Genomic DNA, 23,503 nt, shown 5'->3' with positions numbered 1-23,503 from the left:
GAAGATTAGAGTCCGGCAATCAGATCCCGATAATCCTCAACCGCCGCAAACTCAGCCGTGTCCTTCGGACCCTTGCGGCTATCCGGCTCTTTCACCGCCAGCAAATGTGCCACGCCAAAATCCCGCGCACTGCGCAGTATCGGCAAGGTATCGTCGATAAACAGACTGCGCGCCGGATCAAAGCCGATGTCCGCCTGCAAGGCATCCCAGAACTGCGGGTTCTCCTTGGGATAACCATAATCGTGGGAGCTGATCAGCCGCTCGAAATACGGCGCCAGTTCGATCCGCTCCAGCTTCAACGACAGTGAGTCGCGGTGCGCGTTGGTGATCATGATCACCCGTTTTCCGGCGCGTTTGATTGCCTCCAGAAAGGTATCGGCATCCGGCCGCAAGGCAATCAGGTGCGCAGTTTCCAGCTTCAGTTCACGCACCGACAACTTCAGCTCGGCACTCCAGAAATCAAGGCAGTACCACTGCAACTGGCCGGCGTGGCGTTCGAACAGCGGCTGCAATTCCATCTCGGCCATGGCCCGGCTGACCCCGTGCAGTTCGGCGTAACGCTGGGGCAGGTGTTCCAGCCAGAAGTGATTGTCGAAGTGCAGATCCAGCAGCGTGCCGTCCATGTCCAGCAGAACGGTATCGATGTCGGACCACGGTAATGAAGGCATGGCAACGTCTCGAACGGTAGAAAGATATCCGACATAAACAATCGGGAAAGCCGCGTTATAGTAGCGCGTTCACGCCAAGGAGCTTTGCATGCGCCAGAAACCCACCGTACTTGCCCGCGAGATCGTCGCCACCAGTCGCCTGTTTTGTGTCGAAGAACTCAAACTGCGTTTTTCCAACGGTGTGGAACGCACTTATGAGCGTCTGGTCGGCAAAGGTGCGGGCTACGGCGCGGTGATGATCGTGGCGATGCTGGATGCCGAGCACGCGGTATTGGTGGAAGAGTATTGCGGCGGCACTGACGAATACGAATTGTCCTTGCCCAAAGGTCTGATCGAACCGGGCGAAGACGTATTGGCGGCAGCCGAGCGTGAACTCAAGGAAGAGGCCGGTTTTGGCGCGCGGCAACTGGAGCATCTGACCGAGCTGTCGTTGTCGCCCGGTTACATGAGCCAGAAGATCCAGGTCGTTCTGGCCACCGATTTGTACGAAGAGCGCCTGGAAGGCGACGAGCCCGAGCCGATGCGCGTCGACAAAGTGAACCTGCGCGAATTGTCGGCGCTGGCGCTCCATCCTCAATTCTCTGAAGGTCGCGCGTTGGCTGCACTGTATTTGGCCCGCGATCTGCTGACCGAGCGCGGGTTCTTTCCAGCATGAGTGAGATATCGATGAAGTTTCCCCACCCTTTGATGGCGCCGGTCGTTGAGCTGGCATTGCAGGCCGGCGAGGCGATTCTGCCGTTCTGGCGCGCCGGCGTTGAAGTCACGGCCAAGTCCGATGACTCGCCCGTGACGGCAGCGGATCTGGCCGCGCACCACTTGATCGTCGCCGGGCTGACGGCGCTGGATCCGAGCATTCCAGTGTTGTCGGAGGAAGACGCCAACATCCCTCAGAGCGTACGCGCTGGCTGGCAGCGCTGGTGGTTGGTGGATCCACTGGATGGCACCAAAGAGTTCATCAGCGGTAGCGAAGAGTTCACCGTGAACATTGCGCTGATCGAAAACGGTCGCGTGGTATTCGGCGTGGTATCGATGCCAACCAATGGTCGTTTCTACGTTGGCGGCGCCGGGCTTGGCGCATGGCGCTGCGACAAGGGCGGCACGCCGGTTGCGATTCAGGTGCGTGATGTGCCGGGGCCGGAAGAGGCGTTTACCGTGGTGGCCAGCCGTCGCCATTCGAGTCCCGAGCAGGAACGTCTGTTGGCCGGGCTGAGTGCCAGTCTGGGCGAGTTGCAATTGGCCAACATTGGCAGCTCGCTGAAATTCTGCCTGCTGGCTGAAGGCGCGGCGGATTGCTATCCGCGCCTGGCGCCGACTTCGCAGTGGGACACGGCGGCGGCGCAAGGTGTGCTGGAAGGCGCGGGTGGTGAAGTGCTGGATTTACGCGGGGAAGCGTTTTGTTATCCGGCGCGGGAATCGCTGTTGAACGAGTTCTTTTTGGCATTGCCGGCGAAGGCGGCGTGGCGGGCGAGGTTGTTGGAGTTGGCCCGGGGGTAAGTGGGCTGATCCGCAATCCCCCTCACCCCAGCCCTCTCCCCCAGGAGAGGGAGCCGATCCCGGGATATTTGAGAGTAGCGCCGACCTGGTCGAGTTTTGCTGAATCCATAATCGCTTCGATCTTTCAGGTCGATGTCCAACGCAAGACACCTCACCCTAACCCTCTCCCTTTGGGAGAGGGTATAGGGTGAGGGGCTTTTGATTGTCAGCGATGCAAAACGTACTGCCCGGTAAATGTCACAGCATCCTCATCACCTCCCGCATTGACGATCCGCGTATCAAGCGTCAACCGCGCCCGTCCATAACGCTGATACATCGCCAGAAACTTCTTCCACACCTTTGCATCCGGCGCCGGGCAAATCGCCACGGCATCGCCGGTCACTGGCAGTGGATAACTGATCTGCCCTTCTTGAATCACAATGTGCCCATCGGTGATGCCTTCTTCCTTCAGACGCAAATGCAACCAGCCCCACCCGGCCAGCACCGCGCCGCAGTAGAGGCTGCCACCGAACATCGTGCTCTTGTGATTGACGTTGGGATCGAGAGGCAGATGCAGGCTCAACTGCTGCTCGTGCCAGTCGAGCACCTTCAGCCCCATGTCCCGTGTCAGGGGTATGTCGTGATGCAGGACCGATTCCAGATAGTGACTGTCGGTGCTCATTCGTTTTCGTCCCCATGGCTGCTGTCGCCGAAGTTGAGGCCATGCTTGCGCAACTTGTCATGCAGGGTCTTGCGCGGAATGCCCAAGGCTTCGGCGAGGCTGCGCACCGAACTGTGGGAGCGCGCCAGTTCCGCGGCGATCAGCGACTTCTCGAAGTTTTCCACTTGCTCGCTCAGACCGCCATTGATGACTTCGACCGTGGTGCTGCCAGCGCTTTCAGCGTCACCGTTATCCAGCGCCAGTTCCAGGCCGAGAGCGAAACGTTCGGCGGCATTCTGCAGTTCGCGTACGTTGCCCGGCCAGGTGTGGCGCAGCAGCAAGGCGCGTTGCGCCGGTTGCAATTCGTGTGGCGGCAGGCCGTGGCGGGCGCTGGCTTCGTCGGCGTAATGCTGGAACAGCACCAGTGCATCCTCGCCGCGTTCGCGCAGCGGCGGAATACGCAGCGGTGCAACGTTGAGGCGGTAATACAAGTCGGCACGGAAGCGGCCTTGATCGGCGGCCTGACGCAGGTCTTCCTTGGTCGCGGCAATCACGCGGATGTCCAGTGGGATCAGTTGATTACCCCCCAGACGCTCGACCACGCGCTCTTGCAGCATGCGCAGCAACTTCACTTGCACATCCATGCTCATGCTCTCGATTTCATCGAGAAACAATGTGCCGCCGTTGGCAAATTCGAATTTGCCGATGCGGCGTTTTTGCGCGCCGGTAAACGCGCCGGGTTCATGGCCGAACAGTTCGCTTTCCACCACGGACTCGGCGAGTGCGCCGGCGTTGATCGCCACGAACGGGCCATTACGACGGCTGGACAAATCGTGCAGCGCACGGGCGACCACCTCTTTGCCGGCGCCGGTTTCGCCGAGGATCAGCACGTCCGCCTTGGTCGCGGCCAGCGCGCCGATCTGCTCACGCAGGCGCAGCATCGGCGTCGAATGGCCGACCAGCCGCGCGCTCAGTTCATTGCGGTCACTGAGGGCTAAGCGCAGGCTGCGGTTGTCCAGCACCAGTCGGCGCAGGGCGAGGGCGCGGCGCACGCTGTCGAGCAGCGCATCGCTGGCAAACGGTTTTTCGAGAAAATCGTAAGCGCCGGCACGCATGGCCTGCACCGCCAGCGGTACGTCGCCGTGGCCGGTGATCAGCAGCACTGGCAGTTCCGGATCCTGCGCGTGCAGTTCGGCCAGCAACTCGAGACCGTCCATGCCCGGCATGCGAATGTCACTGACCACCACGCCCGGCCAGTCACGCTCAAGTTGTGCGGCCAGTCCTTTGGCTTCGGACAGCGGCAGAATTTTCAGGCCGGCCAGATCCAGGGTCTGGCCGAGGGCCTGACGCAGGTGCGGATCGTCGTCGATCAACACCACCTGAATGCGATTGTCGATGGTCATGCACTTCGATCCTCGGACGGTTGCAGGCTGACCCCGGGCGCACCGGCGCGCAGCCGCAGGGTAATCAAGGCGCCACCTTGCTTGTGGTTGGCGAACGACAGTTCACCACCGAAGGCGCGCATCAGCGTTTCACAAATCGCCAGCCCCAGGCCCAGGCCCTGAGTGCGGGTCTTGGTGGTGTAAAAGGGCTCGCTGGCGCGGCCGAGGGCTTCCATGCAAAAGCCCGGGCCGTTGTCGCGAATGTACAGATTGACGCCCTCGGCGGTGGATTCGGCACTCAGCCACAGTTTGCGCGGCGGGCCTTTCTCGGTGAGCGCGTCGAGGGCATTGGCCAGCAGGTTGCCAAGCACCTGACGCAGGCGCGTTTCCCCGGCCTCGACCCACAGCGTGGCGGCGGGCAGATCGCGGATCAGTTCGACTTCCATGCTGCGCCGACGTTTGGCCAGCAGCGCCAGGGCATCGTCGAGCGCCGGTTGCAGGGCAACGCTTTCCGGTGCGTGGCGATCACGGCGGGCGAAAGCGCGCAGGTGGGCGATGATCGAGGCCATGCGGCCGGTCAGTTCGCTGATTAGTTTGAGGTTGCCGCGCGCATCGTCGATGCGTTGATGATCGAGCAGCACTTCGGCGTTTTCCGCGTAGCTGCGGATCGCTGCCAGCGGCTGATTGAGTTCGTGGCTGATGCTCGCCGACATGGTGCCCAGCGCTGACAGCTTGCCGGCCTGGACCAGGTCGTCCTGAGCACGCACCAGCTCCTGCTGGGCCTGTTCACGCTCCAGCACTTCCTCCTTCAAACGCCGGTTGAGGCCTTCGAGGTCGCTGGTGCGCTCGGCGACGCGGCCTTCCAGTTCACGACGTGCCTTGGCCTCGAAGGCGATGCGTTCCAGATAATGCCGGCGGCGTTGCATCATCAGACCGAGCAACAGCATCAGCACCAGCAGCGTGGCGCCGCCGATGGCAACCACGGTGCGCACCGGGCGGTCGATCAGCGTGCGCGGGGCGAGGATGCTCACGCTCCAGCCGGTTTCGGCGATGTCGTGGGTCTGGGTCAGCCATGCGCTGGGGCTTAGGTTCAGCGGCCGCGGTGCGCGGGTCGGGTAAGGCTGGATAGCGGTGATCGCCGAGCGTTCGCTGTCACTCAAGTTACGGGTCGAGCGGAAGCGCCATTCCGGACGAGAGGTGAGAATCACCACGCCGTTGTGGTCGGTCACCAACAGTTGTTCCGGGGTTTTGCCCCACAGGCTTTCGGTGTGGTCGAGGTCGACCTTGATCACCAGCACGCCGATGATTTTTTCGCCATTGCGCACGGCGGCAGCGAAGAAGTAACCGCGTTTGGCTGATGTGGTGCCGAGGCCGAAAAAGCGTCCGAGGCGTCCGGCCATGGCTTCGCTGAAGTAGGGACGGAAGGAGAAATTGCGACCGACGAAACTGTCGTGCTTGTCCCAGTTCGACGCTGCCAGCGTCTGGCCGCTGGTGTCCATCAGGTACATGACTTCGGCGCCGGTCTGCGCAGCGATGTTCTTCAGCAGGCGATTGGCATTGCCTTGGGTGACGCCGTCGTCCGGTGCGCCGAGTACCGCGCGCAGGGCGGGCAGGTCGCCGAGGATCTGCGGCAACACTTCATAGCGGTGCAGGGTGCCCAGCAGGTTGGCGACGTAGAGGTCGAGGGTCTGGCGGTTCTGTCCGGCGAGTTCGCTGCGGTAATAGCGCTCGGCGAGATGTTCCAGCGGCCACAGCAGCGGCGCAAGACACAGGGCCAGCAGGGCAAGACTGCGCCAGCGAGGTCTGGGGGGAAGAGTTGGTTTCATGAGCCGATGCGCCTGTAGGGACAGGCGCATTATGCCTAGGCTCAGGCGAAGACGTCAGCGTCCTTGAGCAGAGCGGCGGCTTGATCCTTGGCGGACAGCTTCGGCGCTTCGTCCAGCTGCCAGTCGATGCCAAGAGCCGGGTCATCCCAGCGAATGCTGCGCTCGGACGATGGGTCGTAGTAATTGGTGGTCTTGTAGAGGAATTCGGCGAACTCGCTCAGCACCACGAAACCATGGGCGAAACCTTCCGGTACCCACAGTTGGCGATGATTGTCGGCCGAAAGACGTACCGCTACGGATTTGCCGAAGTGCGGCGAGCTGCGGCGAATATCCACGGCCACATCCAATACTTCGCCAACGGTCACGCGGACCAGTTTGCCCTGGGTGTTTTGCAGTTGGTAATGCAGGCCACGCAATACGCCTTTTTGCGAACGCGAGTGGTTGTCCTGAACGAACTGCGTGTCCAGACCGGTGGCGTCCTGGAACGCCTTGGCATTGAAGCTCTCGTAGAAAAAACCGCGCTCGTCACCAAACACCTTCGGTTCGATGATCAGGACACCGGGCAGGTCGGTGGTGATTACATTCATGGGGACTTCCATAGGCTGGTGTGAATGGCCGACATTCTTGCGCAAAGTGCCGGAGGGTGCGAGTGCCGGAAGACAAATAGCCCGGATGCCTTTGCGCGGTTGGGGGTTGCAGATCCTGCGCAGCAATGGCGATATAGGCGCCTAATAAAATTTCAGGGGTCGTTTCATGCCGCTCGCCACGTTGATTCATCGCGCCAGTTTGCCCAGCCCGCAGGTTTCTGCAGAGCAGGCCCGGCAATGGTTGGCGGAGCATTACGGACTCAGCGGCACGTTGCAGGCCCTTGGCAGCCAGCAGGATCTCAATTACCGCGTCGACAGCCCGCGCGGTCGGTTCGTGCTGAAAATCTGCCGTGGCGATTACGCTCTGGTCGAGCTGCAAGCCCAGCATGCCGGGCTCAAGTACCTGGCCGAGCACTCGGCGGTGACGGTGCCGCGGGTGATCGCGGCCAATAATGGCGAGGATCTGCTGTCACTGAAAGTCGGCGGCGAAGCTGTCCATGTGCGGCTGCTGGATTACATTGAGGGCCAGCCGCTCACGCATCTCGATCACCTGGGTCGTGATGTGGTGGCGGGGTTTGGCCGGCTCTGCGGTGAGATGGATCTGGCGCTGGCCGGGTTCGATCATCCGGGCCTTGAGCGCACGTTGCAGTGGGATGCCCGCCACGCCAGCGCACTGATCAGCCATCTGCTGCCAGTGATCAACGACGAGCAGCAGCGCACATTGATTGCCGATGCCGCCGAACAGGCTGAACGCCGCTTGCAGCCGTTGCAGGGCAAGCTGCCGGTGCAGGCGATCCACATGGACATCACCGATGACAACGCCGTCTGGGCGCGCGATGCCCAGCGGCACTGGCAGTTGCAGGGCGTGATCGACTTTGGCGATCTGGTGCGCACCTGGCGCATCACCGATCTGTCGGTGACCTGTGCGGCGTTGCTGCATCACGCCAGTGGCGATCCGTTTGTCATCCTGCCGGCGGTGCAGGCTTACCACGCGGTCAACCCGCTGCAACATGCAGAGTTGCAAGCGCTGTGGCCATTGATCGTCGCGCGCGCGGCGGTGCTGGTACTCAGTGGCGAGCAACAGGTCAGCATCGATCCTGCGAATACCTACAGCCGTGACAACCTCAGCCATGAGTGGGAAATCTTTCGTGTGGCCACTTCGGTGCCACAGGCACTGATGGAAGCGGCGATCCTCACTGCCGTCGGTCACGCATTGCCGGCAATCGACAGCGAAGGTTTTGCGCCCTTGCTGCCCGGTCTGGTCGGGCGTGAATTTGCGCTGATTGATCTCGGCGTGCTGAGTCCGCATTTCGAGGCGGGCAACTGGGAGCAGGCCGGCATCGATCAGCACTTGTTGGACGAAGCGGCGGCGGCCCATGGTTTGGCAGCAAGCCGTTATGGGCAGTACCGTTTGTCGCGCACTCGTCCCGACAGTGCCGTTGAACCGGACACCTTCCCGTTGCACGTGGAATTGCGCGTGCCCGATGGCACCGCCGTGGAGGCGCCGTTCGCTGGTGTCGTGCATCAGGCAGTAGACGGCGTGCTGCAACTGGATGGCCCGCAACTCAGCGTGCGCCTCTGGGGCGTGACACCTTCGCTGCACAGTGGCGCGGCGTTGGTCAAAGGCCAGGTGCTGGGCGCGGTGAGCGGCCCGTTACGGGTGCAGTTGTGCCGTGGCGCGCAACTCAATGCGCCGTTGTTCTGTACCCCGGCGCAAGCAGCGGCGTGGCAGGCACTGTGCCCGTCGCCGGCAGCATTGTTAGGGCTGGCCTGCGATGCCGAACCGGAGCTGGACGCGAAAACCCTGCTCGAACGCCGCGATGCCAGTTTCGCCCGCACACAGAAACACTACTACGTCGATCCGCCGCGCATCGAGCGCGGCTGGCGCAATCACCTGATCGACATGCAGGGCCGCTCCTATCTGGACATGCTCAACAACGTTGCGGTGCTCGGTCACGGCCACCCGCGCATGGCGGCGGTCGCGGCGCGGCAGTGGTCGCTGCTCAACACCAACTCGCGATTCAACTATGCGGCGGTGGCGGAGTTTTCCGAGCGCTTGCTGAAACTGGCACCCGAGGGCATGGATCGGGTGTTTCTGGTCAACAGCGGCAGCGAGGCCAATGACCTGGCGATTCGTCTGGCGTGGGCCTACAGCGGCGGCCGCGACATGATCAGCGTGCTTGAGGCCTATCACGGCTGGACGGTCGGCGCCGATGCGGTATCAACGTCAATTGCCGATAACCCGAAAGCCTTGGAAAGCCGCCCGGACTGGGTGCATCCGGTGCCTGCGCCAAACACTTATCGCGGTGAATTCCGCGGTCTTGATTCGGCGCCGGATTACGTGCGCAGCGTTGAGCATCACCTGGCAAAACTCGCCGAGCAGAAGCGCCAACTGGCCGGGTTCATCTGCGAGCCGGTTTATGGCAATGCCGGCGGCATCTCGCTGCCGCCGGGGTATCTGCAGCAGGTGTATGCGCTTGTACGCGCGCAGGGCGGCGTGTGTATCGCCGACGAAGTGCAGGTCGGTTACGGGCGCATGGGCCACTTCTTCTGGGGCTTTGAAGAGCAGGGCGTGGTGCCAGACATCATCTGTATGGCCAAGGGCATGGGCAACGGTCAGCCGCTGGGCGCGGTCATCACTCGGCGGGAAATTGCCGAGGCGCTGGAGGCCGAGGGCTATTTCTTCTCGTCGGCGGGCGGCAGTCCGGTGAGCTGCCAGATCGGCATGGCGGTGCTCGACGTGATGGAAGAAGAAAAGCTCTGGGAGAACGCGCAGGTGGTCGGTGGCCACTTCAAGGCGCGGCTTGAAGCGTTGATCGATAAACATCCGTTGGTGGGCGCGGTGCACGGTTCCGGGTTCTATCTGGGGCTGGAGCTGATCCGCAATCGCGAGACGCTGGAGCCGGCGACTGAGGAGACGACGTTGCTATGCGATCGCTTGCGTGAGCTGGGGATTTTCATGCAGCCGACTGGTGATGACCTGAACATTCTGAAGATCAAGCCGCCGATGGTGACATCGCGCCAGAGTGTGGATTTCTTTGTCGACATGCTCGATCGGGTGCTCACCGAGGGCCTTTGACACTCACCCCATGTAGGAGCTGCCGAAGGCTGCGATCTTTTGATCTTGTTTTTCAAGAGCAAAATCAAGAGATCGCAGCCTTCGGCAGCTCCTACAGCGTTTCGGGGTCAATTCGATTTGTATCGGTATTTTGTGCGTAAAATTAGACGGAATGCATTTATCTAGCTTCTAAAGCCGATATTTATCGGCTATAAAGTCGCCATTGCTCCGGTATGGCGATCTCATGTCCGGTGCGCGCGTTTTCTTTTCGGTCGAATTGTCGACCGTCAAAGCACTTGCCCGGAGATGATTCATGAGCCGTATCGTTACCGTCGCCGCCACTCAGATGGCCTGTTCCTGGGATCTGGAAGCCAACCTCGAAATCGCTGAAAGGCTGGTGCGTGAAGCCGCCGCCAAAGGTGCGCAGATCATCCTGATCCAGGAGCTGTTCGAGGCGCCGTACTTCTGCCAGAAGCCAAACCCGGACTACCTGCAACTGGCGACGACGGTGGAAGAAAACGTCGCGATCAAACATTTCCAGAAAATCGCCAAAGAACTGCAAGTGGTGCTGCCAATCAACTTCTACGAACTGGCCGGCCGTGCGCGCTTCAACAGCATCGCGATCATCGACGCCGACGGCAGCAACCTCGGGATTTATCGTAAAAGCCACATCCCGGACGGCCCGGGCTACCACGAGAAGTATTACTTCAACCCGGGCGACACCGGTTTCAAAGTGTGGAATACGCGTTACGCGAAAATCGGCGTGGGCATCTGCTGGGACCAATGGTTTCCGGAAGCCGCACGGAGCATGGCATTGCAAGGCGCGGAGATCCTGTTCTACCCGACCGCCATCGGCAGCGAGCCGCACGACAAGACCATTTCGTCGCGCGATCACTGGCAGCGCGTGCAACAGGGTCATGCCGGCGCCAACCTGATGCCGCTGATCGCCAGCAACCGCATCGGCAACGAAGAACAGGACGGCTACGACATCACGTTCTACGGCTCTTCGTTCATTGCCAACCAGTTCGGCGAAAAAGTGCAGGAGCTGAATAAAACTGAAGAAGGTATTCTTGTGCACACTTTCAACCTCGACGAGCTCGAACACATTCGCAGCGCGTGGGGTTCATTCCGTGACCGCCGTCCAAACCTGTACGGCGCGTTGAAAACCCTCGACGGTTCCCTGGAGTCCTGATCCCGATGACCACCTTGAAAAGTACCCCGCGCGCCGACGGCTTTCACATGCCGGCCGAGTGGGCGCCGCAGACGCAGACCTGGATGATCTGGCCCGAGCGCCCGGACAACTGGCGTCTGGGCGGCAAACCGGCGCAAGCCGCGCACGCTGCGGTGGCCAAAGCCATCGCACGTTTCGAACCGGTGACCGTGGCGGTGTCCGCCGGCCAGTACGAAAACGCCCGGGCACGCCTCGACGTACCGAATATCCGCGTGGTCGAGATGTCCAGCGATGACGCTTGGGTACGTGACAGCGGCCCGACCTTCGTCATCAACAACAACGGCGAAGTGCGCGGTGTGAACTGGGACTTCAACGCCTGGGGTGGTTTCGACGGTGGCCTGTATTCGCCGTGGAATCGTGATTCGCAGGTCGGCGGCAAGATCCTCGAGATCGAGCGCAGCCCGCGTTACCGCACCGAAGGTTTCGTGCTCGAAGGCGGGTCGATTCACGTCGACGGCGAAGGCACGTTGATCACCACCGAAGAATGCCTGCTCAACCGCAATCGCAACCCGCACCTGAGCCGGGAAGAGATTGAGGCGGTACTGAGCGCCAATCTGTCTGTGGATAAAATCATCTGGCTGCCGGACGGTTTGTTCAACGACGAAACCGACGGTCATGTGGATAACTTCTGCTGCTACGTGCGTCCGGGCGAAGTCCTGCTGGCATGGACCGACGATCCGCAGGATCCGAACTACCCGCGTTGCCAGGCCGCGATGAAAGTCCTGCAAAGCAGCACTGACGCCAAGGGGCGCCCGTTCACGGTGCACAAAATGCCGATTCCGGGGCCGCTCTATGCGACTGAAGAAGAGTGCGCCGGTGTCGATCCGGTGGACGGCACGCAGGAGCGCAATCCGTCTGTGCGCTTGGCCGGTTCCTACGTCAACTTCCTGATCGTCAACGGCGGCATCATCGCGCCGAGTTTTGACGATCCCATGGATGCGCCAGCGAAAGAGATTTTGCAGAAGCTGTTCCCGCAGCACGAAGTGGTGATGGTGCCGGGCCGCGAACTGTTACTGGGTGGCGGCAATATTCACTGCCTTACCCAGCAGCAACCCGCGCCGCACAAAGAGTGAGTTGAGTCGTAACACCTTGAGTTGATTAACAAATCAGCCGGGTAATGATTAGCTCGCTATGCATGTACACAAGCCCGCAGCCCGAAAGGACGGCGGGCTTGTTTGTATCCGCTTGTCGACAATTCAAAGACTTTGGCATAGCTCTTGTATTCATCATCCGTGCACTAGGGAGGGGGAGAACTTCAACAGTTCTGTCATAAACCTTGGATAACGTAGCCGCTCACGAACGGGGAGAGAGCGCTGAAATGAACGCCGAAGTGAACGTAGTCAGCGAGCGGACGTTGCATCCCATGGCCGTTAACGGCGAAGCGCTCCAGATTGTCGCGCACTGGTTGAAGTCCAATGGAACGCGTCAGATCAGGGAACCTGATCCGCGCCGGATGATGATCGAGCGTTACCCCGCTGACCTGTTCAGCGAGGCCGAACTGGAAGCGTTGTGGGCTGTGATGGAAGGATAAGAAGAACAACAGGGATTGGTGAAAGCGCTGCCGGGATGGCGGCGCTTTTTTATGCACGATTATTCTGTACACACCCATTCAATGTGGGAGCGAGCCTGCTCGCGAAGGCGGTGGATCAGGTTACGACGATGTCGACTGACCCGACGCTTTCGCGAGCAGGCTCGCTCCCACAGGGATTTGTGTGAAATCAGAAGCTGTAGGTGCCGGTCATTACGACGCTGCGCGGTGCACCTGGCTGGATCTGATACTGGCTGGTCGCCGACGCGTAGTACTCGCGATCAGTGATGTTGTTCAGTGCCGCGCGCAAATCCCAATCCTTGAAGCGGTAACCGACCAAGGCATCCCAGCGGCCGTAACCCGGCAACACGGTGGTGTTGGCGTTATCGGCATAGCGTTGGCCAACCAGGGTCAGACCGGTTTCGCCGTACCAGCCCATTTCCGGTTTCCAGGTCAGGAACAGACTGCCGTTGTGCTTGGCAACGTTGTTGATGCGTTTGCCTTCCAGGCCGTTGTTGTCCTTCTCGATCTTCGCATCCTGCAGACCGACGCCACCGCGCATGTACCAGTTGCCGACGAGATTGCCGGTGGCCGTCAATTCGATCCCGCGCGAGCGTTGCAAACCTGACATCACCGTCAGGGTCGGATCGTTTGGATCAGTGGTGCGGCGGTTATAGAGTTCCAGATCGTAGATCGCCAGCGTGGTGCTCAAGCGGTCATCGAACCAGTCGCTTTTCACGCCGATTTCTTTCTGCTTGGTCAACTCGGGACTGAGGTCGTTGGTGTTACCGGCCGCGCCCGGGGTGATGCCGATCAAACCACCGCCGACTGGCGAAAAGGTCTTGGACCACGAGGCGTAGAACGAATGGTTCTGCAACGGCGTCCAGACCAGGCCGACGCGCGGGCTGGTGCTGTGGCTGTCGCGGTCTTCGGAGATGTTGCGCAGCTTGTTGGTCGACTCGATATCGAAAGTGTCGTAACGCAGACCGGCGAGCACTTGCCATTGATCGTTCAAGCGCAGTTGATCTTGCATATATACCGCACGGCTTTCGACTTCGGTGTGGCTGCTGCTGGAAACCTGCATGGCTCCTGTGTGGCGCAGATCGCGGTTCGGGTTGTAGAGGTCGAGCGACGGCACGGGCTGCGCGCCCGGCGTTCTGCCGGTAGCGGCGTTGTACAGTGTCGGATCGCGGCGCTGGCTGCCGATCTCGATGCCGGTGAGCAGGCGATGTTCAAGGCCGAAGGTATCGAAACCGCCTTCAAGCTCAAGGTTGTTGTAGACGTTGCGGGTGGTCAGATCCTGCTGCCAGTGCTGGCGCGTGACCTTGTTGGTCGCCGGCGTGTAACCGGTGAGGTAGGTGTTGTCGAAATCACTGTCGAGTTTGAACACGCCGAGGGTCTGGCGCAGTTGCCAGTTGTCGTTGATTTCGTAGGTGAGTTTCGAGCGCAAGGACTGCGACTTGTCATCGATGAAGTCGTGATCGTTGCCGTAGGTCGTGTCACGACCGACATCGGCCGGGCGCCCGTTGACGCCGGGAATACCGCGATCCGGGGTGCGGTTGTAGCGGCTGTATTCGTACTGCACCAGCCAGTTCAGGTCCGGCGTCAGTTGCCAGCTCATCGACGGCGCGAACAATTGGCGATTGCCACTGACACCGTCGCGGAAGCTGTTTTCATCCATGTTGCCCATGTTCAGACGCAGGCTGATGTTTTCGCTCGGGTCGCTGCTGAGGTCAGCGTAAAGACTGCGCAAATCTTCACTGCCCGCCTGGGCTTCGATAGTCGAGCGACGGCCGAACTCGGGCATTTTGCTCACGCGGTTGACGATCCCGCCCTGACTGCCACGGCCGTAAAGCACAGCGGCTGGGCCTTTGAGCACTTCGACACGTTCGATGTTGTGCAAGTCGCGCTTGTACTGGCTGTCGTCGCGGATGCCGTCCAGATAGAAATCGTTGCTGGCATCGAAGCCGCGAATGCGCAGGCTGTCGAAGCGGGTGTCGGCGCTGCTGCTGACGTTGGGCATGCCACTCAAGGCGTCGCCGATGTCATTGGTGCCGTAGTTGGCAACGTTTGAGGTCTTGATCGAATCGATCGCCTGGGGCACATAACGCACGGGCGTCGAGGTCCGAGTCGCGGTGCTGCTCAGTTTCACGCGCGGGTCATCGGCTTGCGCTTCGGCGCTGATCGCGGTGGCGGGTAGCTCGGTCGCGGCGTAGGCAAAACCGCTGGATAGAAAAGCAGAAAGCCCAAGGGTGACGGGCGTAAGACGGAACGGGGCAGGCATTGAACAGCGCATCCGAAAGGGTGGAAGAACTCGATTGCGCGAATGGTAATGCTTTGCATTTACTTCCGTTAATTATTCCTTATAAGTTCCCTTGTGTGATTGTTTCAATTTGTGTCGGCTCCGACACAATCTGCCTGAATCGACAATTCGACCGATTCATGAAACAGACTGAAAGCCATTCCGGCGTTTTTCCGCAAAGGTGCGGCGACTAATCTGCCGCCATCGATTTTCCTGACTTTCTGCCGGAGCGTTCCCCATGATTCTTCATTACATCTACGACCCCTTGTGTGGCTGGTGCTATGGCGCCAAGCCGCTGGTAGACGCGGCGCAGGCAGTGCTGCCAGTGATCGCGCATGCCGGGGGAATGATGAGTGGCGCCAATCGCCAGCGCGTTTCGCCACAACTGCGCAATTACGTCATGCCCCACGACCGACGCATTGCCGAGTACACAGGCCAGCCTTTCGGCGAGGCCTATTTCGACGGTTTGCTGCGAGATCACTCAGCGGTGTTCGACTCAACGCCACCGATTGCTGCGGTCATGGCGGCTGAAGCCATCGACCGCGGCGGTTTGCGCCTGTTGGGCCGCTTGCAGACGGCGCACTATGTGGAAGGGCGACGCATTGCCGATTCCGCCGTGCTGCTGGAATTGGCGATGGAGATGGGTTATGCGCAGGACGATTTCCACATTGCGCTGGAGTCGGTTGACAGCGAGGGTCATATAAAAGCCAGTCGCCAGTTTCTGGCGCAATTGGGCGGCCAGGGATTTCCGACCATGGCAATGGAACAGAACGGCAGCTTCCAATTGGTCGACATCAGTCCATGGCTGGGCAAGCCGCAAGCATTTGCCAATTGGTTGAAACAGGCCATCGCTCTCGATGAGCCAGGCAACGCCTCTGCACTGTGTGCTGTCGATGGCTGCGTTTGATACACACTGGATTCACTGGCTGCAGGCATTTCCCAGCAAGGAGTCAGCGCAAAATTTACGTTTCTTAGACGATTTTTACCTATTTAAAGACGATTCTTGAAATTGACACATTGTTCAGGGCACGGCTACGATTCGGCCCAACGCCTGTGGCCAACCGCCATGACTCAAAATAAGGAGCAGGCCCGCCATCACGTTATCGTGGGCGGGCCTTTTTGTTTCGGGGTGAATAAAAGAGTGCAAAAGCGCCGTTTCCGCCGTTCGACACAGCGCGTTTCAACCCGTAATAAGGAAAACAAAATGTTGAACAAGCGAATCAGTCTGATCGCACTGGGGATGTTGAGCGCCACTTCGGCCATGGCTAACGACCAGGCCGAGTCCAAGGGTTTTCAAGAAGACAGCAGCCTCAAAGTGCTGCTGCGCAATGCCTACATCAATCGTGATTACAAAGACGGTAACAAAGACAAAGCCGAATGGGGCCAAGCGGCCATCGGTACGTTCTCGTCCGGCTTCACCCAAGGCACCGTCGGTGTCGGCGTTGACGCCTTTGGTCTTTACGCGCTGCGTCTGGACGGCGGCAAGGGCCGCAGCGGCGCCGGTGGTATCGACTTCTTCAAGCAAGAAAACAGCTACGTAAAAGACCACAACGGCAGCGCGGCCAACGACCTGGCCAAGGCCGGCGCGGCGGTGAAGTTTCGCTTCTCCAACACCGTGCTGACCTACGGTGACCAGATGCCGGCCCTGCCGGTGCTGAACTACGACAACTCCCGCCTGCTGCCGGAAAGTTACACCGGTACGTTGATCACTTCCAAAGAGATCAAAGGCCTGGAACTGAACGCCGGTCGTTTCACCGCCGAATCGCGCAAGAGCGATGAAGGCCGTGACAGCGGTGGTCTGAAGTCGATCAATGTGCTGGGCGGTAGCTACCAGTTCACTGAGCGCTTCAAGGGTGCGCTGTACGCTTCCGACGTTGAAGACGTATTGAAGAAACAATACGTGAACGCCAACTACGTGTTGCCGTTCAACAAGGATCAGTCGCTGACCCTGGACTTCAACGGCTATCGCACCAAGCTGGACAGCTCCTACGTTCGCGAAAACACCGTGCCGGGCAAAAGCATCGTCACCGGTCAGGACAACAAGATCTGGAGCCTGGCAGCCACCTTCGCCACCGGCCCGCACTCGTTCACCGTGGCGCACCAGCGTTCCACCGGCGACAGCAACCTGGGCTACGCCTACGGCGGCTACCAGAAAGATCAGCAGCGTGTCGGCGATGGCGGCAACACCATCTACCTGGCCAACTCCTACTGGTCGGACTTCAATGCTGAAGACGAACGCAGCTGGCAGCTGGGCTACGGCCTCGACTTCGGCGCATTCGGCGTACCGGGCCTGAGCTACAACTTCGCTTACGTGCGTGGCGATAACATCACCACCTCCACCAGCGAAGGCGGCGCCGAACGTGAAATCTTCAACCAGTTCAAGTACGTCGTGCAAAGCGGCCCGGCCAAAGACCTGAGCGTGAAACTGCGCAGCTCGATCCTGCGTGTTTCGCAGAAGTCCAGCGAGTACAACGTCAGCGGCAACGAGCTGCGTGTATTCGTGGACTACCCGATCAACATCTTCTGATGAACGATCAGGTGTAATGAAACTGAGAAAGCCCCGACTGGTTCGGGGTTTTTTTTCGACGGTTTTTTAGTGAAAACCGGAAAAACCCCGTGTTTTTGTCATGTAAAAGTTGTTTTTCAGTCGCTTCAAACCCCGTTTCAAACGACGCTTTAAATGCCTGAAATTCTTTCTCATGGACGCAAATTCTCCACCTAATAGATTAGGCCGCTCAACGCAGCGGAGAATTTGGTAATGATCGTTTTGAACAGAGAAGTGGGCGAATCGCTACGGCGCGACAAATATGTCAACGTCCAGGGTGGTGACTTCAATCTCTACGGTCATTTTGCCGACTTCGTCAGACTGACCAAAAGTTGGGAAAACATGGAGCCTGACAGTTACTACGGTCAGGCCGAAGCCGGCATGCGTTACCGTCGTTACAGCGACTTTGAGTACAACCCGAAAACCCGCGAGCTCAAGCAACTCGAGCATCGCGCCTACGTGCAGTCGAAAGAGAACAACGCCTATGTTGGCGGCCTGGTACGACACTTTCAGGACTTCTCCGATGAAGTGATCACTTCGCCGGTAATGCGCAGCCTGATCGACACCGATTTCGAGGTGTACAAAAGCGTACTGCCGGAAGAGCTGCACGATGAAATCTGGCAGTGCCAGATCCATCAGATCCGCATAGAGATCAAACCCGGCAAGCAACTTGAAATCACCCCTGAAGGTATTCACTGCGACGGCTATCCGTTCAGCGGTGTGCACTTCTGGGGCCGCAACAACGTCGAGGGCGCGGAGAGTCGTTTGTACGACATCCACGAGCATCAACTGGCGTCGACCACTTACCAGGAAATTCTCGACACCACTTACTTCCTTGATCGCGATATGCGCCACTACGTGACCCCGGCCCGCAACACGCACACCCATGCGATGGCGTACCGGCAGATTCTGGCGATCTCCTTCTCGCGGCCCGGGACCGCTTTCGACATTGTTCGCTAATCAGATCACCCCAATCGACGGCGTCGAGTGCTCGACGCCGGTGGTGCTGCGCCGCGCCACGGCCAAGGATGCGCAGCGCATGGAGCGTTTTTTCCGCCAGTTCGACGAAGTGTCGTTCTGCGAGTGGCAGGATGCCAAGTGCCTGCGCGGTGTGCTGATCCAGAAAACCACCACGGCCTATCTCGCCTTCGACGTCGAAGGCGAAATCGTCGGCGCGGTGCTCGGCGGCATGCTCGGCAGTCGCGGCACGATCAATCATCTGGCGGTCAGCCCGCGCTATCGCAGCCAGGGCGTCGGTCAACGCCTGGTTGAAGCGGCGTCGTCCGATATGAAACGGGTCGGCGTGTTGCGGATGTTTCTGTTCGTCGACGATGCTAACCTCGCGGGCAAGCGATTCTGGGCTGCCCAGGGTTTTTGCGAACCCCACGGCGAGCGGACATTTGAGAGGGATCTATGAATGAAACGTCCGGCAGTGCGCCGCTGATGGCGACTCATCAGCCGTCGCGCACCTTTGCCGAAGCCAGCCCGGTGGTCGCCGGCTACTTCACGGTGTCATTCGTGTTCGGGCTGATGGCCGTCAACGCAGGATTGCCGATGTGGCTGCCGGTGGCGATGTGCTTGTTCGTTTACGCCGGCGCTTCGCAATTTGCCGCGCTGGCGCTGATCTCCAGCGGCGCGTCGCTGACCACCATTGTGCTGACCACGTTCCTGATCAACGCGCGCCACATGCTGATGTCGGTGTACATGGCCAAGGCCCTGCGGGCGCTGGGGCTCAGCCGCATGGAGCGCTGGGCTTACGCCGGTGGCCTGACGGACGAATCCTTTGCGTTCCACAGCGTCAAACTCGGCACTGGCGCGCCGGTCAACGTGCGCTATCTGATCGGTTTCAACCTGTTCTGCCACACCTCGTGGGTGCTCGGCGGTTTGCTTGGCGCGGTCTGCGCGCAGTACGCGGCGCACCTGATCAAATATCAGCTCGACTATGCCCTGACCGCGATGATGCTCTACGTGCTGGTATCGCTCTGCAACACCCGTAACAAACTCATCGCCGCTGCAGCCGCTGTGCTGTGCATGGGCGCACTGAGCCTGGTCGGCAGTTCGCCGTTCAATGTGTTTATCGCCACGTTTGTGGGCTGCGGAGTGGGTGTATGCCTGACCAAACGTTCCTGATTCTGGTGGTCGCGCTGATGATGGCCGTGACTTTCCTGCCACGCGCGTTGCCACTGCAAGTCAACACCGAGCACTGGCCGCCGTTTGTTGCGCGGGCGCTGGAATACTTGCCAGTGGCGATCGTCGCTGCGATCAGCCTGACACCCTTGTTGATCAAGGATCAGCACATACAGCTCGATCGCCCGGAATTCTATGCCGCGATTCCGACGTTGTTATGTGCGTATTTCAGCAAAAACCTCTTTCTCAGTGTGGCGGCTGGGACGGCTGCGTACATTGCGCTCGGCTCGTTCATGTAGCGGCAAGTCGACGACATCGTTGAGTGCCTGGTTCGACAACTCCGGATTGTTCACCGCCAGACGCACTTCGAGAAAATCCTCGAACCCGGGGAAAATCGTCAGGCCGTTCTTCTGCGCGGCTTCACGCGAGACCATGCCGACCGCATCCATCTGCGTGATCAGCGACAGCGTCAACGTTTCACTGCACGAATAGACCATGCGCTGACCGTTCTCGTGATTGCCCAGCCCGGCGTCGAGAAAACGCAAAAAGCTGTGGGAATACGGACAATCTTCCGCAGGACGTACCTGAAACTTGTTGCCCAGCAACGTCAGTGGATCGTTTTCCTGCCCGCAATGGGCACCGACCACCTGCACCTGTACATCCGGCAGGACGATACTCGGCAAGCCCGGCCGTTGCGGGCCGATCAGCACCGCAAGGTCGAAGTCTTCATTCTTCAGCTTGCTGAGGTTTTCCATCGACTCGGCGTAGCTGAATTCCATCTGGTAATCGGGAAACACCTCGATCAGGCGTCCGATCATTCGCCGATTGAAGTCAGCCGACAACGTGTTGTTCAACGCCACCTTCAACGTTCGCTGGCCCGGCACCTTCAGCGCCTCGACCTTCTCTTCCATCTGTCGCGTGGCAATCAGCACTTTGTCCATGTAAGGAGTGAGCTCAGTGCCTTGCGGCGTCAGCGTCAGGCCTTTGTTGGACCGTCGAAACAAGCGGAAACCGAACTGCTCTTCGACCTTGTTCAACTGCGCGGCCAACGCCTGCACAGTCAGGCACGAATGCTCGGCTGCGGCCGACAACGAGCCGGTCTGCACGATGCGCATGAGGTTGCGTAAGGTTCTGCTATCCATGGGTAATGCCCTCTGAAGTGGGCTGGGTATTGTTGTTTACGAGACTGCCGGTCAGGCGCCATATGCTGGCTATATTCCTGTACCTGAGCATAGTTGTCGCGGGTTTAGTAGCGAATTGATGTCCTCGCCGATGGCTGGAGGCTGACACAGGATCGGGTTTTTTGGTGACGTGGGGGTGATGAAGGTCAAAAAAATGCTGACTTGGAATAACAATTCGTGGTTTTTTCCGGGATCTGAGCAAAGGGACGAATTGATTCATTTACGGATTAAAAGAAAACAAACATCCGTATCTGTACTAGGCTTGAAGGCATGTCATTCAGCAACGGAGGTGGTCGTGCCTACTTCATCCACTGCCCTCACCCCGCGTGAGCAACTCGACATTCCTGAAGCCGGGCGCGTTGCGTTGAAGTTCTTCTTCAACCTCATGGAGCGCTGGGGCTGCAACGCCGAGCAGCAGCGCACGCTGTTGGGGGGCGTCGGCAACACCACGTTCTACAAGTACAAACATCTGCCGCCGAATATCCGCCTGCCGCACGATACGCTGGAGCGCATCTCGTACCTGATGGGCATTCACAAAGCGTTGAGCATCATCTTCAGCAACAGCAGCGAGCGCGCCTACACGTGGGTCAGCAGCCCAAACACGGCTGCGCCATTCAATGGCCGAACGGCGCTGGATTACATGCTGGCGGGGAGGGTGGTCGACATTGCCGACGTGCGCCGTTACCTCGACGGGGTGCGCGGTTGAAAGTGCCTGATTTGGTGGATGTGCAATGGCCGAGAGCCTACCGGATCGTCAACAGCAGCTTCCCTCCGATTGCGTTGTTCGAAGACGTGCTCGATCCCGAAGACCTGGAAGTTGCCTACGCGCTGGAAGCGCTAACCAATGATCGGTTGATAGAGCAGGCCGGGGTTCTCGCCCGAGTGCGTCCCGAAGATCGACTCTCCGGCCCCGGCTCGACTCCGGTGATGGCTGCGTTCACCCACATCGGCAAACGCAGTCGTTTCTGCGATGGCACCTTCGGCGTTTACTACGCCGCCAGCAGCCAGGCCGCCGCCATCGCCGAAACCTGCTATCACCAGGAACGTTTCCTCGCAGCCACCAACGAAGCGGATCTTGAGTTGACCATGCGTACTTACGTCAATCGGGTGGTTAAACCGCTGCACGACGTTCGTCATGACTTCCCAGACTTACATCAACCCGATCCAGACGCCTATGGCCCGTCCCAAGCGTTTGCTCGACAACTGCGCGAGTCTGAATCCTGGGGCCTGCTCTACAACAGCGTTCGCCTGTCGGGACACGAATGTGTCGCCGCGTTTCGGCCTCCGGCGGTTTCGATTCCGAAGCAGGGCAAGCATCTGCGTTATGTGTGGAGTGCGAGCCAGCGCCGGATTTCGTTTGTGTTTGAGATCAGTCAGGTTTGAAACGCAAAAAGCCCTCGCATCAACGAGGGCTTCATGTGGGTGATTTACATCAACGGCTTGTTCGGCGGCGCATCCATCACTTTCACTACATCATCTATCAGTGCCTTGCTTAACTCCTGCAGATACTGGGAGGCATAAGCGTGAAGGTCAGGATCGCGAGAGACTGTGGAGTCAGCGGTCAGTAGCTTGGAGATGTGAAGCAAATGTGAGGCGTGCGAGAGAGCGGCTATTACTGGAACACCACGATTGGTGCGGAACAGCGCTTGATTGGCCTGGAAGGAAAAGTGCGTGAGGCCTGGGGTTTTCAGATCGAGGTAGTTGGTCATTTCGCTTCACCTGCCGTAAGGAAGTGTCGTGAGGTGACCGTTGCTGCAGTTCGGTGAATTGCTGATGGATCCATGGCATTCATTTGTGAACTCCCTGTATCAAATGAGAGCCGCCATTTTCGTTCTCAGGCGAAAGGGTGGCAGCTATGCGCAGGCTGAGAAACCGGAGATACAGGAACCCGGCAGACCCGGAGGTCTCCCACGCACAGCCGCCATTGCACGGTTATGCAGACGCAAAAAATGCGCCGGCAAACGTGAGTTGGGCGCTGGTGCGCCTGCATCTTACGCGGGTTCTCAGGCCCGGTCGCTGAATTGGCAGCGACGAGCTGAACGGTAGCTTTGCGAGAAGCGAATGAGCAACGGTGGCTAGTAGTGGCTTCTCGTTACAACAGATTTCACAAGGCTTCGCGCCATGCATTTCGTCGATCTGTCCCTATAAACGTTTATGGTTTGTTTGTACGGCGTAGCCGTATAGTCAGGTTCATGTATACAATCATCGAAACGGAAATGTTCAAGCGCTATGCAGACGCATATGGGTCGATGGTGAGCGCCATGAATTCATAAATTGGCTTGCTGCAAATCCTCTGGCTGGTGATGTCGTGCCTGGCAGTGGAGGTTTGCGCAAGGTGCGGTGGACTCGCAGCGGCATGGGTAAGCGAGGCGGTACACGTGTCATTTATTACAACACGCTTTCTGAAGGCTCGATTTGGTCGCTCATTGCCTACACCAAGGCAAAGCTCGACAACTTGCCCGTAGCCTTCCTTGAGCAACTGAAGGAGGAAATCAGCGATGGTCGATGAACTGGAGCAATTCCAGCAGGACTTGCTGGAATCTGTACGTCAGATGAAGGCCGGAAAGGCCGCGCGTGTAACGCAGGTGCCGCTCTCTGCGGCAGCGGAAGCACGTGCCAAAGTGGGCGTTTCTCAAAGTGCGTTTGCCAAGTTGATTGGGGTGAGTTTGCGGACTTTGCAGGATTGGGAGCAAGGTCGCAGGCAGCCGACTGGTGCGGCGCAAACTCTCCTGAGGGTTGCCAGTCAGCATCCTGAAGCGTTGCGGGATCTGCACCCTGCTTGATACCACTTAAACCTTTGGGCTGACTTCTGCTACATAAAACAACGAAGCCCCTGCATTTCTGCAGAGGCTTCGTTTTGTATGGCGTCGGCACTAAAATCGAAAAAAGAATTCAGGTTGCGACTCTCTCTATTAATTGAAAAACGTGGTCTGT

Annotated in this window: 23 protein-coding genes and 1 pseudogene; 16 read left to right on the top strand and 8 right to left on the bottom strand. The window is 59.2% G+C overall.

What is annotated here, in order from left to right; all coding sequences use genetic code 11:
• Window positions 1–5 precede the first annotated feature (5 nt).
• Window positions 6–668, bottom strand: coding sequence for a GMP/IMP nucleotidase (yrfG, locus tag QZR14_RS16490; RefSeq protein WP_250606410.1), 663 nt, complete (start codon window positions 666–668; stop codon window positions 6–8).
• 88 nt (window positions 669–756) lie between these two features.
• On the opposite strand from yrfG, the gene nudE reads away from it, so the two are divergent.
• A complete protein-coding gene (gene nudE, locus QZR14_RS16485; RefSeq protein ID WP_311997129.1) occupies window positions 757–1,323 on the top strand; it encodes an ADP compounds hydrolase NudE in 567 nt (188 codons plus the stop codon).
• 11 nt (window positions 1,324–1,334) lie between these two features.
• Window positions 1,335–2,162, top strand: a complete 828-nt coding sequence (gene cysQ / locus QZR14_RS16480) for a 3'(2'),5'-bisphosphate nucleotidase CysQ (protein ID WP_311997128.1) — start codon at window positions 1,335–1,337, stop codon at window positions 2,160–2,162.
• A gap of 205 nt (window positions 2,163–2,367) precedes the next feature.
• Here the strand turns inward: cysQ and QZR14_RS16475 are convergent, their stop codons facing one another.
• From QZR14_RS16475 to rfbC, 4 genes are read right to left on the bottom strand one after another with little or no spacing between them, the layout of a single operon-like run.
• A complete protein-coding gene (locus QZR14_RS16475; protein WP_311997127.1) occupies window positions 2,368–2,823 on the bottom strand; it encodes a YiiD C-terminal domain-containing protein in 456 nt (151 codons plus the stop codon).
• Entirely contained in the window at window positions 2,820–4,205 is a 1,386-nt protein-coding gene (locus QZR14_RS16470) for a sigma-54-dependent transcriptional regulator (protein WP_311997126.1), read from the bottom strand. Before QZR14_RS16470 ends, QZR14_RS16475 begins: the two co-directional genes overlap by 4 nt.
• Window positions 4,202–6,010 (bottom strand): sensor histidine kinase, encoded by a 1,809-nt coding sequence (locus QZR14_RS16465; protein WP_250606405.1) that lies wholly within the window; start codon window positions 6,008–6,010, stop codon window positions 4,202–4,204. The genes QZR14_RS16470 and QZR14_RS16465 overlap by 4 nt, the downstream gene beginning before the upstream one ends.
• 41 nt (window positions 6,011–6,051) lie before the next feature.
• Window positions 6,052–6,597 (bottom strand): dTDP-4-dehydrorhamnose 3,5-epimerase, encoded by a 546-nt coding sequence (gene rfbC / locus QZR14_RS16460; protein WP_077570264.1) that lies wholly within the window; start codon window positions 6,595–6,597, stop codon window positions 6,052–6,054.
• Window positions 6,598–6,763: 166 nt separating this feature from the next.
• On the opposite strand from rfbC, the gene QZR14_RS16455 reads away from it, so the two are divergent.
• The 4 genes from QZR14_RS16455 to QZR14_RS16440 all read left to right on the top strand — a co-directional run bounded on the left by QZR14_RS16455 (window position 6,764) and on the right by QZR14_RS16440 (window position 12,417).
• Complete coding sequence (locus QZR14_RS16455) at window positions 6,764–9,676, top strand: aminotransferase (protein WP_311997125.1); 2,913 nt, start codon at window positions 6,764–6,766, stop codon at window positions 9,674–9,676.
• Window positions 9,677–9,968: 292 nt separating this feature from the next.
• The gene (gene aguB, locus QZR14_RS16450) at window positions 9,969–10,847 is read left to right on the top strand and encodes an N-carbamoylputrescine amidase (protein WP_311997124.1); all 879 of its coding nucleotides are present in this window, start codon (window positions 9,969–9,971) and stop codon (window positions 10,845–10,847) included.
• A gap of 5 nt (window positions 10,848–10,852) precedes the next feature.
• Window positions 10,853–11,959, top strand: a complete 1,107-nt coding sequence (gene aguA, locus QZR14_RS16445) for an agmatine deiminase (protein WP_250606403.1) — start codon at window positions 10,853–10,855, stop codon at window positions 11,957–11,959.
• A 245-nt stretch (window positions 11,960–12,204) separates the two neighbouring features.
• Complete coding sequence (locus QZR14_RS16440) at window positions 12,205–12,417, top strand: hypothetical protein (RefSeq protein ID WP_250606402.1); 213 nt, start codon at window positions 12,205–12,207, stop codon at window positions 12,415–12,417.
• 187 nt (window positions 12,418–12,604) lie between these two features.
• Here the strand turns inward: QZR14_RS16440 and QZR14_RS16435 are convergent, their stop codons facing one another.
• Window positions 12,605–14,698: a TonB-dependent receptor gene (locus QZR14_RS16435; RefSeq protein ID WP_311997123.1), complete on the bottom strand. Its 2,094-nt coding sequence runs from the start codon at window positions 14,696–14,698 to the stop codon at window positions 12,605–12,607.
• A gap of 256 nt (window positions 14,699–14,954) precedes the next feature.
• Here QZR14_RS16435 and QZR14_RS16430 point away from each other — a divergent pair, with 256 nt between their 5' ends.
• The 6 genes from QZR14_RS16430 (at window position 14,955) to QZR14_RS16405 (ending at window position 19,687) form a co-directional block, all read left to right on the top strand.
• A complete protein-coding gene (locus tag QZR14_RS16430; protein ID WP_311997122.1) occupies window positions 14,955–15,623 on the top strand; it encodes a DsbA family protein in 669 nt (222 codons plus the stop codon).
• Window positions 15,624–15,920: 297 nt separating this feature from the next.
• On the top strand, window positions 15,921–17,243 hold the full coding sequence (locus QZR14_RS16425) for an OprD family porin (RefSeq protein ID WP_311997121.1): 1,323 nt from the start codon (window positions 15,921–15,923) through the stop codon (window positions 17,241–17,243).
• Between the two features lie 231 nt (window positions 17,244–17,474).
• A complete protein-coding gene (locus tag QZR14_RS16420) occupies window positions 17,475–18,221 on the top strand; it encodes a 2OG-Fe dioxygenase family protein (RefSeq protein ID WP_034151909.1) in 747 nt (248 codons plus the stop codon).
• Between the two features lie 79 nt (window positions 18,222–18,300).
• Complete coding sequence (locus QZR14_RS16415; protein ID WP_130887682.1) at window positions 18,301–18,678, top strand: GNAT family N-acetyltransferase; 378 nt, start codon at window positions 18,301–18,303, stop codon at window positions 18,676–18,678.
• Window positions 18,675–19,391, top strand: coding sequence for an AzlC family ABC transporter permease (locus QZR14_RS16410; RefSeq protein ID WP_123449419.1), 717 nt, complete (start codon window positions 18,675–18,677; stop codon window positions 19,389–19,391). The genes QZR14_RS16415 and QZR14_RS16410 overlap by 4 nt, the downstream gene beginning before the upstream one ends.
• Window positions 19,370–19,687 carry an AzlD domain-containing protein gene (locus QZR14_RS16405; protein WP_311997120.1) on the top strand — a complete coding sequence of 106 codons (318 nt, stop codon included), beginning with the start codon at window positions 19,370–19,372 and terminating at the stop codon, window positions 19,685–19,687. Before QZR14_RS16410 ends, QZR14_RS16405 begins: the two co-directional genes overlap by 22 nt.
• Here the strand turns inward: QZR14_RS16405 and QZR14_RS16400 are convergent.
• The gene (locus tag QZR14_RS16400; protein ID WP_311997119.1) at window positions 19,604–20,530 is read right to left on the bottom strand and encodes a LysR family transcriptional regulator; all 927 of its coding nucleotides are present in this window, start codon (window positions 20,528–20,530) and stop codon (window positions 19,604–19,606) included. The genes QZR14_RS16405 and QZR14_RS16400 overlap by 84 nt on opposite strands.
• A gap of 334 nt (window positions 20,531–20,864) precedes the next feature.
• Here QZR14_RS16400 and QZR14_RS16395 point away from each other — a divergent pair, with 334 nt between their 5' ends.
• Together QZR14_RS16395 and QZR14_RS16390 are read left to right on the top strand one after the other, a co-directional pair.
• Complete coding sequence (locus QZR14_RS16395) at window positions 20,865–21,275, top strand: MbcA/ParS/Xre antitoxin family protein (protein ID WP_311997118.1); 411 nt, start codon at window positions 20,865–20,867, stop codon at window positions 21,273–21,275.
• Between the two features lie 11 nt (window positions 21,276–21,286).
• On the top strand, window positions 21,287–21,952 hold the full coding sequence (locus tag QZR14_RS16390) for an RES family NAD+ phosphorylase (protein ID WP_442967408.1): 666 nt from the start codon (window positions 21,287–21,289) through the stop codon (window positions 21,950–21,952).
• Between the two features lie 44 nt (window positions 21,953–21,996).
• On the opposite strand, the gene QZR14_RS16385 is transcribed toward QZR14_RS16390, so the two are convergent.
• Window positions 21,997–22,278 (bottom strand): DUF3077 domain-containing protein, encoded by a 282-nt coding sequence (locus QZR14_RS16385; protein ID WP_311997117.1) that lies wholly within the window; start codon window positions 22,276–22,278, stop codon window positions 21,997–21,999.
• 483 nt (window positions 22,279–22,761) lie between these two features.
• Here QZR14_RS16385 and QZR14_RS16380 point away from each other — a divergent pair.
• Window positions 22,762–23,078, top strand: a pseudogene (locus QZR14_RS16380) (transcriptional regulator).
• A complete protein-coding gene (locus QZR14_RS16375; protein ID WP_016986316.1) occupies window positions 23,068–23,352 on the top strand; it encodes a helix-turn-helix domain-containing protein in 285 nt (94 codons plus the stop codon). The pseudogene QZR14_RS16380 and the gene QZR14_RS16375 overlap by 11 nt, the downstream one beginning before the upstream one ends.
• Window positions 23,353–23,503 lie beyond the last annotated feature (151 nt).

The sequence above is a fragment of the Pseudomonas sp. rhizo66 genome, assembly GCF_031931925.1.
Lineage (GTDB): Bacteria > Pseudomonadota > Gammaproteobacteria > Pseudomonadales > Pseudomonadaceae > Aquipseudomonas.
The sequence above is the reverse complement of the archived record's forward strand: the minus strand, read 5'-3'. Positions and strand labels throughout refer to the sequence as shown.

What these genes read in the sequence shown, in the direction of transcription:
- yrfG (WP_250606410.1), bottom strand. Translation starts at nt 668, where the DNA reads ATGCCTTCATTACCGTGGTCCGACATCGATACCGTTCTGCTGGACATG.
- nudE (WP_311997129.1), top strand. Translation starts at nt 757, where the DNA reads ATGCGCCAGAAACCCACCGTACTTGCCCGCGAGATCGTCGCCACCAGT.
- cysQ (WP_311997128.1), top strand. Translation starts at nt 1,335, where the DNA reads ATGAAGTTTCCCCACCCTTTGATGGCGCCGGTCGTTGAGCTGGCATTG.
- QZR14_RS16475 (WP_311997127.1), bottom strand. Translation starts at nt 2,823, where the DNA reads ATGAGCACCGACAGTCACTATCTGGAATCGGTCCTGCATCACGACATA.
- QZR14_RS16470 (WP_311997126.1), bottom strand. Translation starts at nt 4,205, where the DNA reads ATGACCATCGACAATCGCATTCAGGTGGTGTTGATCGACGACGATCCG.
- QZR14_RS16465 (WP_250606405.1), bottom strand. Translation starts at nt 6,010, where the DNA reads ATGAAACCAACTCTTCCCCCCAGACCTCGCTGGCGCAGTCTTGCCCTG.
- rfbC (WP_077570264.1), bottom strand. Translation starts at nt 6,597, where the DNA reads ATGAATGTAATCACCACCGACCTGCCCGGTGTCCTGATCATCGAACCG.
- QZR14_RS16455 (WP_311997125.1), top strand. Translation starts at nt 6,764, where the DNA reads ATGCCGCTCGCCACGTTGATTCATCGCGCCAGTTTGCCCAGCCCGCAG.
- aguB (WP_311997124.1), top strand. Translation starts at nt 9,969, where the DNA reads ATGAGCCGTATCGTTACCGTCGCCGCCACTCAGATGGCCTGTTCCTGG.
- aguA (WP_250606403.1), top strand. Translation starts at nt 10,853, where the DNA reads ATGACCACCTTGAAAAGTACCCCGCGCGCCGACGGCTTTCACATGCCG.
- QZR14_RS16440 (WP_250606402.1), top strand. Translation starts at nt 12,205, where the DNA reads ATGAACGCCGAAGTGAACGTAGTCAGCGAGCGGACGTTGCATCCCATG.
- QZR14_RS16435 (WP_311997123.1), bottom strand. Translation starts at nt 14,698, where the DNA reads ATGCCTGCCCCGTTCCGTCTTACGCCCGTCACCCTTGGGCTTTCTGCT.
- QZR14_RS16430 (WP_311997122.1), top strand. Translation starts at nt 14,955, where the DNA reads ATGATTCTTCATTACATCTACGACCCCTTGTGTGGCTGGTGCTATGGC.
- QZR14_RS16425 (WP_311997121.1), top strand. Translation starts at nt 15,921, where the DNA reads ATGTTGAACAAGCGAATCAGTCTGATCGCACTGGGGATGTTGAGCGCC.
- QZR14_RS16420 (WP_034151909.1), top strand. Translation starts at nt 17,475, where the DNA reads ATGATCGTTTTGAACAGAGAAGTGGGCGAATCGCTACGGCGCGACAAA.
- QZR14_RS16415 (WP_130887682.1), top strand. Translation starts at nt 18,301, where the DNA reads ATGGAGCGTTTTTTCCGCCAGTTCGACGAAGTGTCGTTCTGCGAGTGG.
- QZR14_RS16410 (WP_123449419.1), top strand. Translation starts at nt 18,675, where the DNA reads ATGAATGAAACGTCCGGCAGTGCGCCGCTGATGGCGACTCATCAGCCG.
- QZR14_RS16405 (WP_311997120.1), top strand. Translation starts at nt 19,370, where the DNA reads ATGCCTGACCAAACGTTCCTGATTCTGGTGGTCGCGCTGATGATGGCC.
- QZR14_RS16400 (WP_311997119.1), bottom strand. Translation starts at nt 20,530, where the DNA reads ATGGATAGCAGAACCTTACGCAACCTCATGCGCATCGTGCAGACCGGC.
- QZR14_RS16385 (WP_311997117.1), bottom strand. Translation starts at nt 22,278, where the DNA reads ATGACCAACTACCTCGATCTGAAAACCCCAGGCCTCACGCACTTTTCC.
- QZR14_RS16375 (WP_016986316.1), top strand. Translation starts at nt 23,068, where the DNA reads ATGGTCGATGAACTGGAGCAATTCCAGCAGGACTTGCTGGAATCTGTA.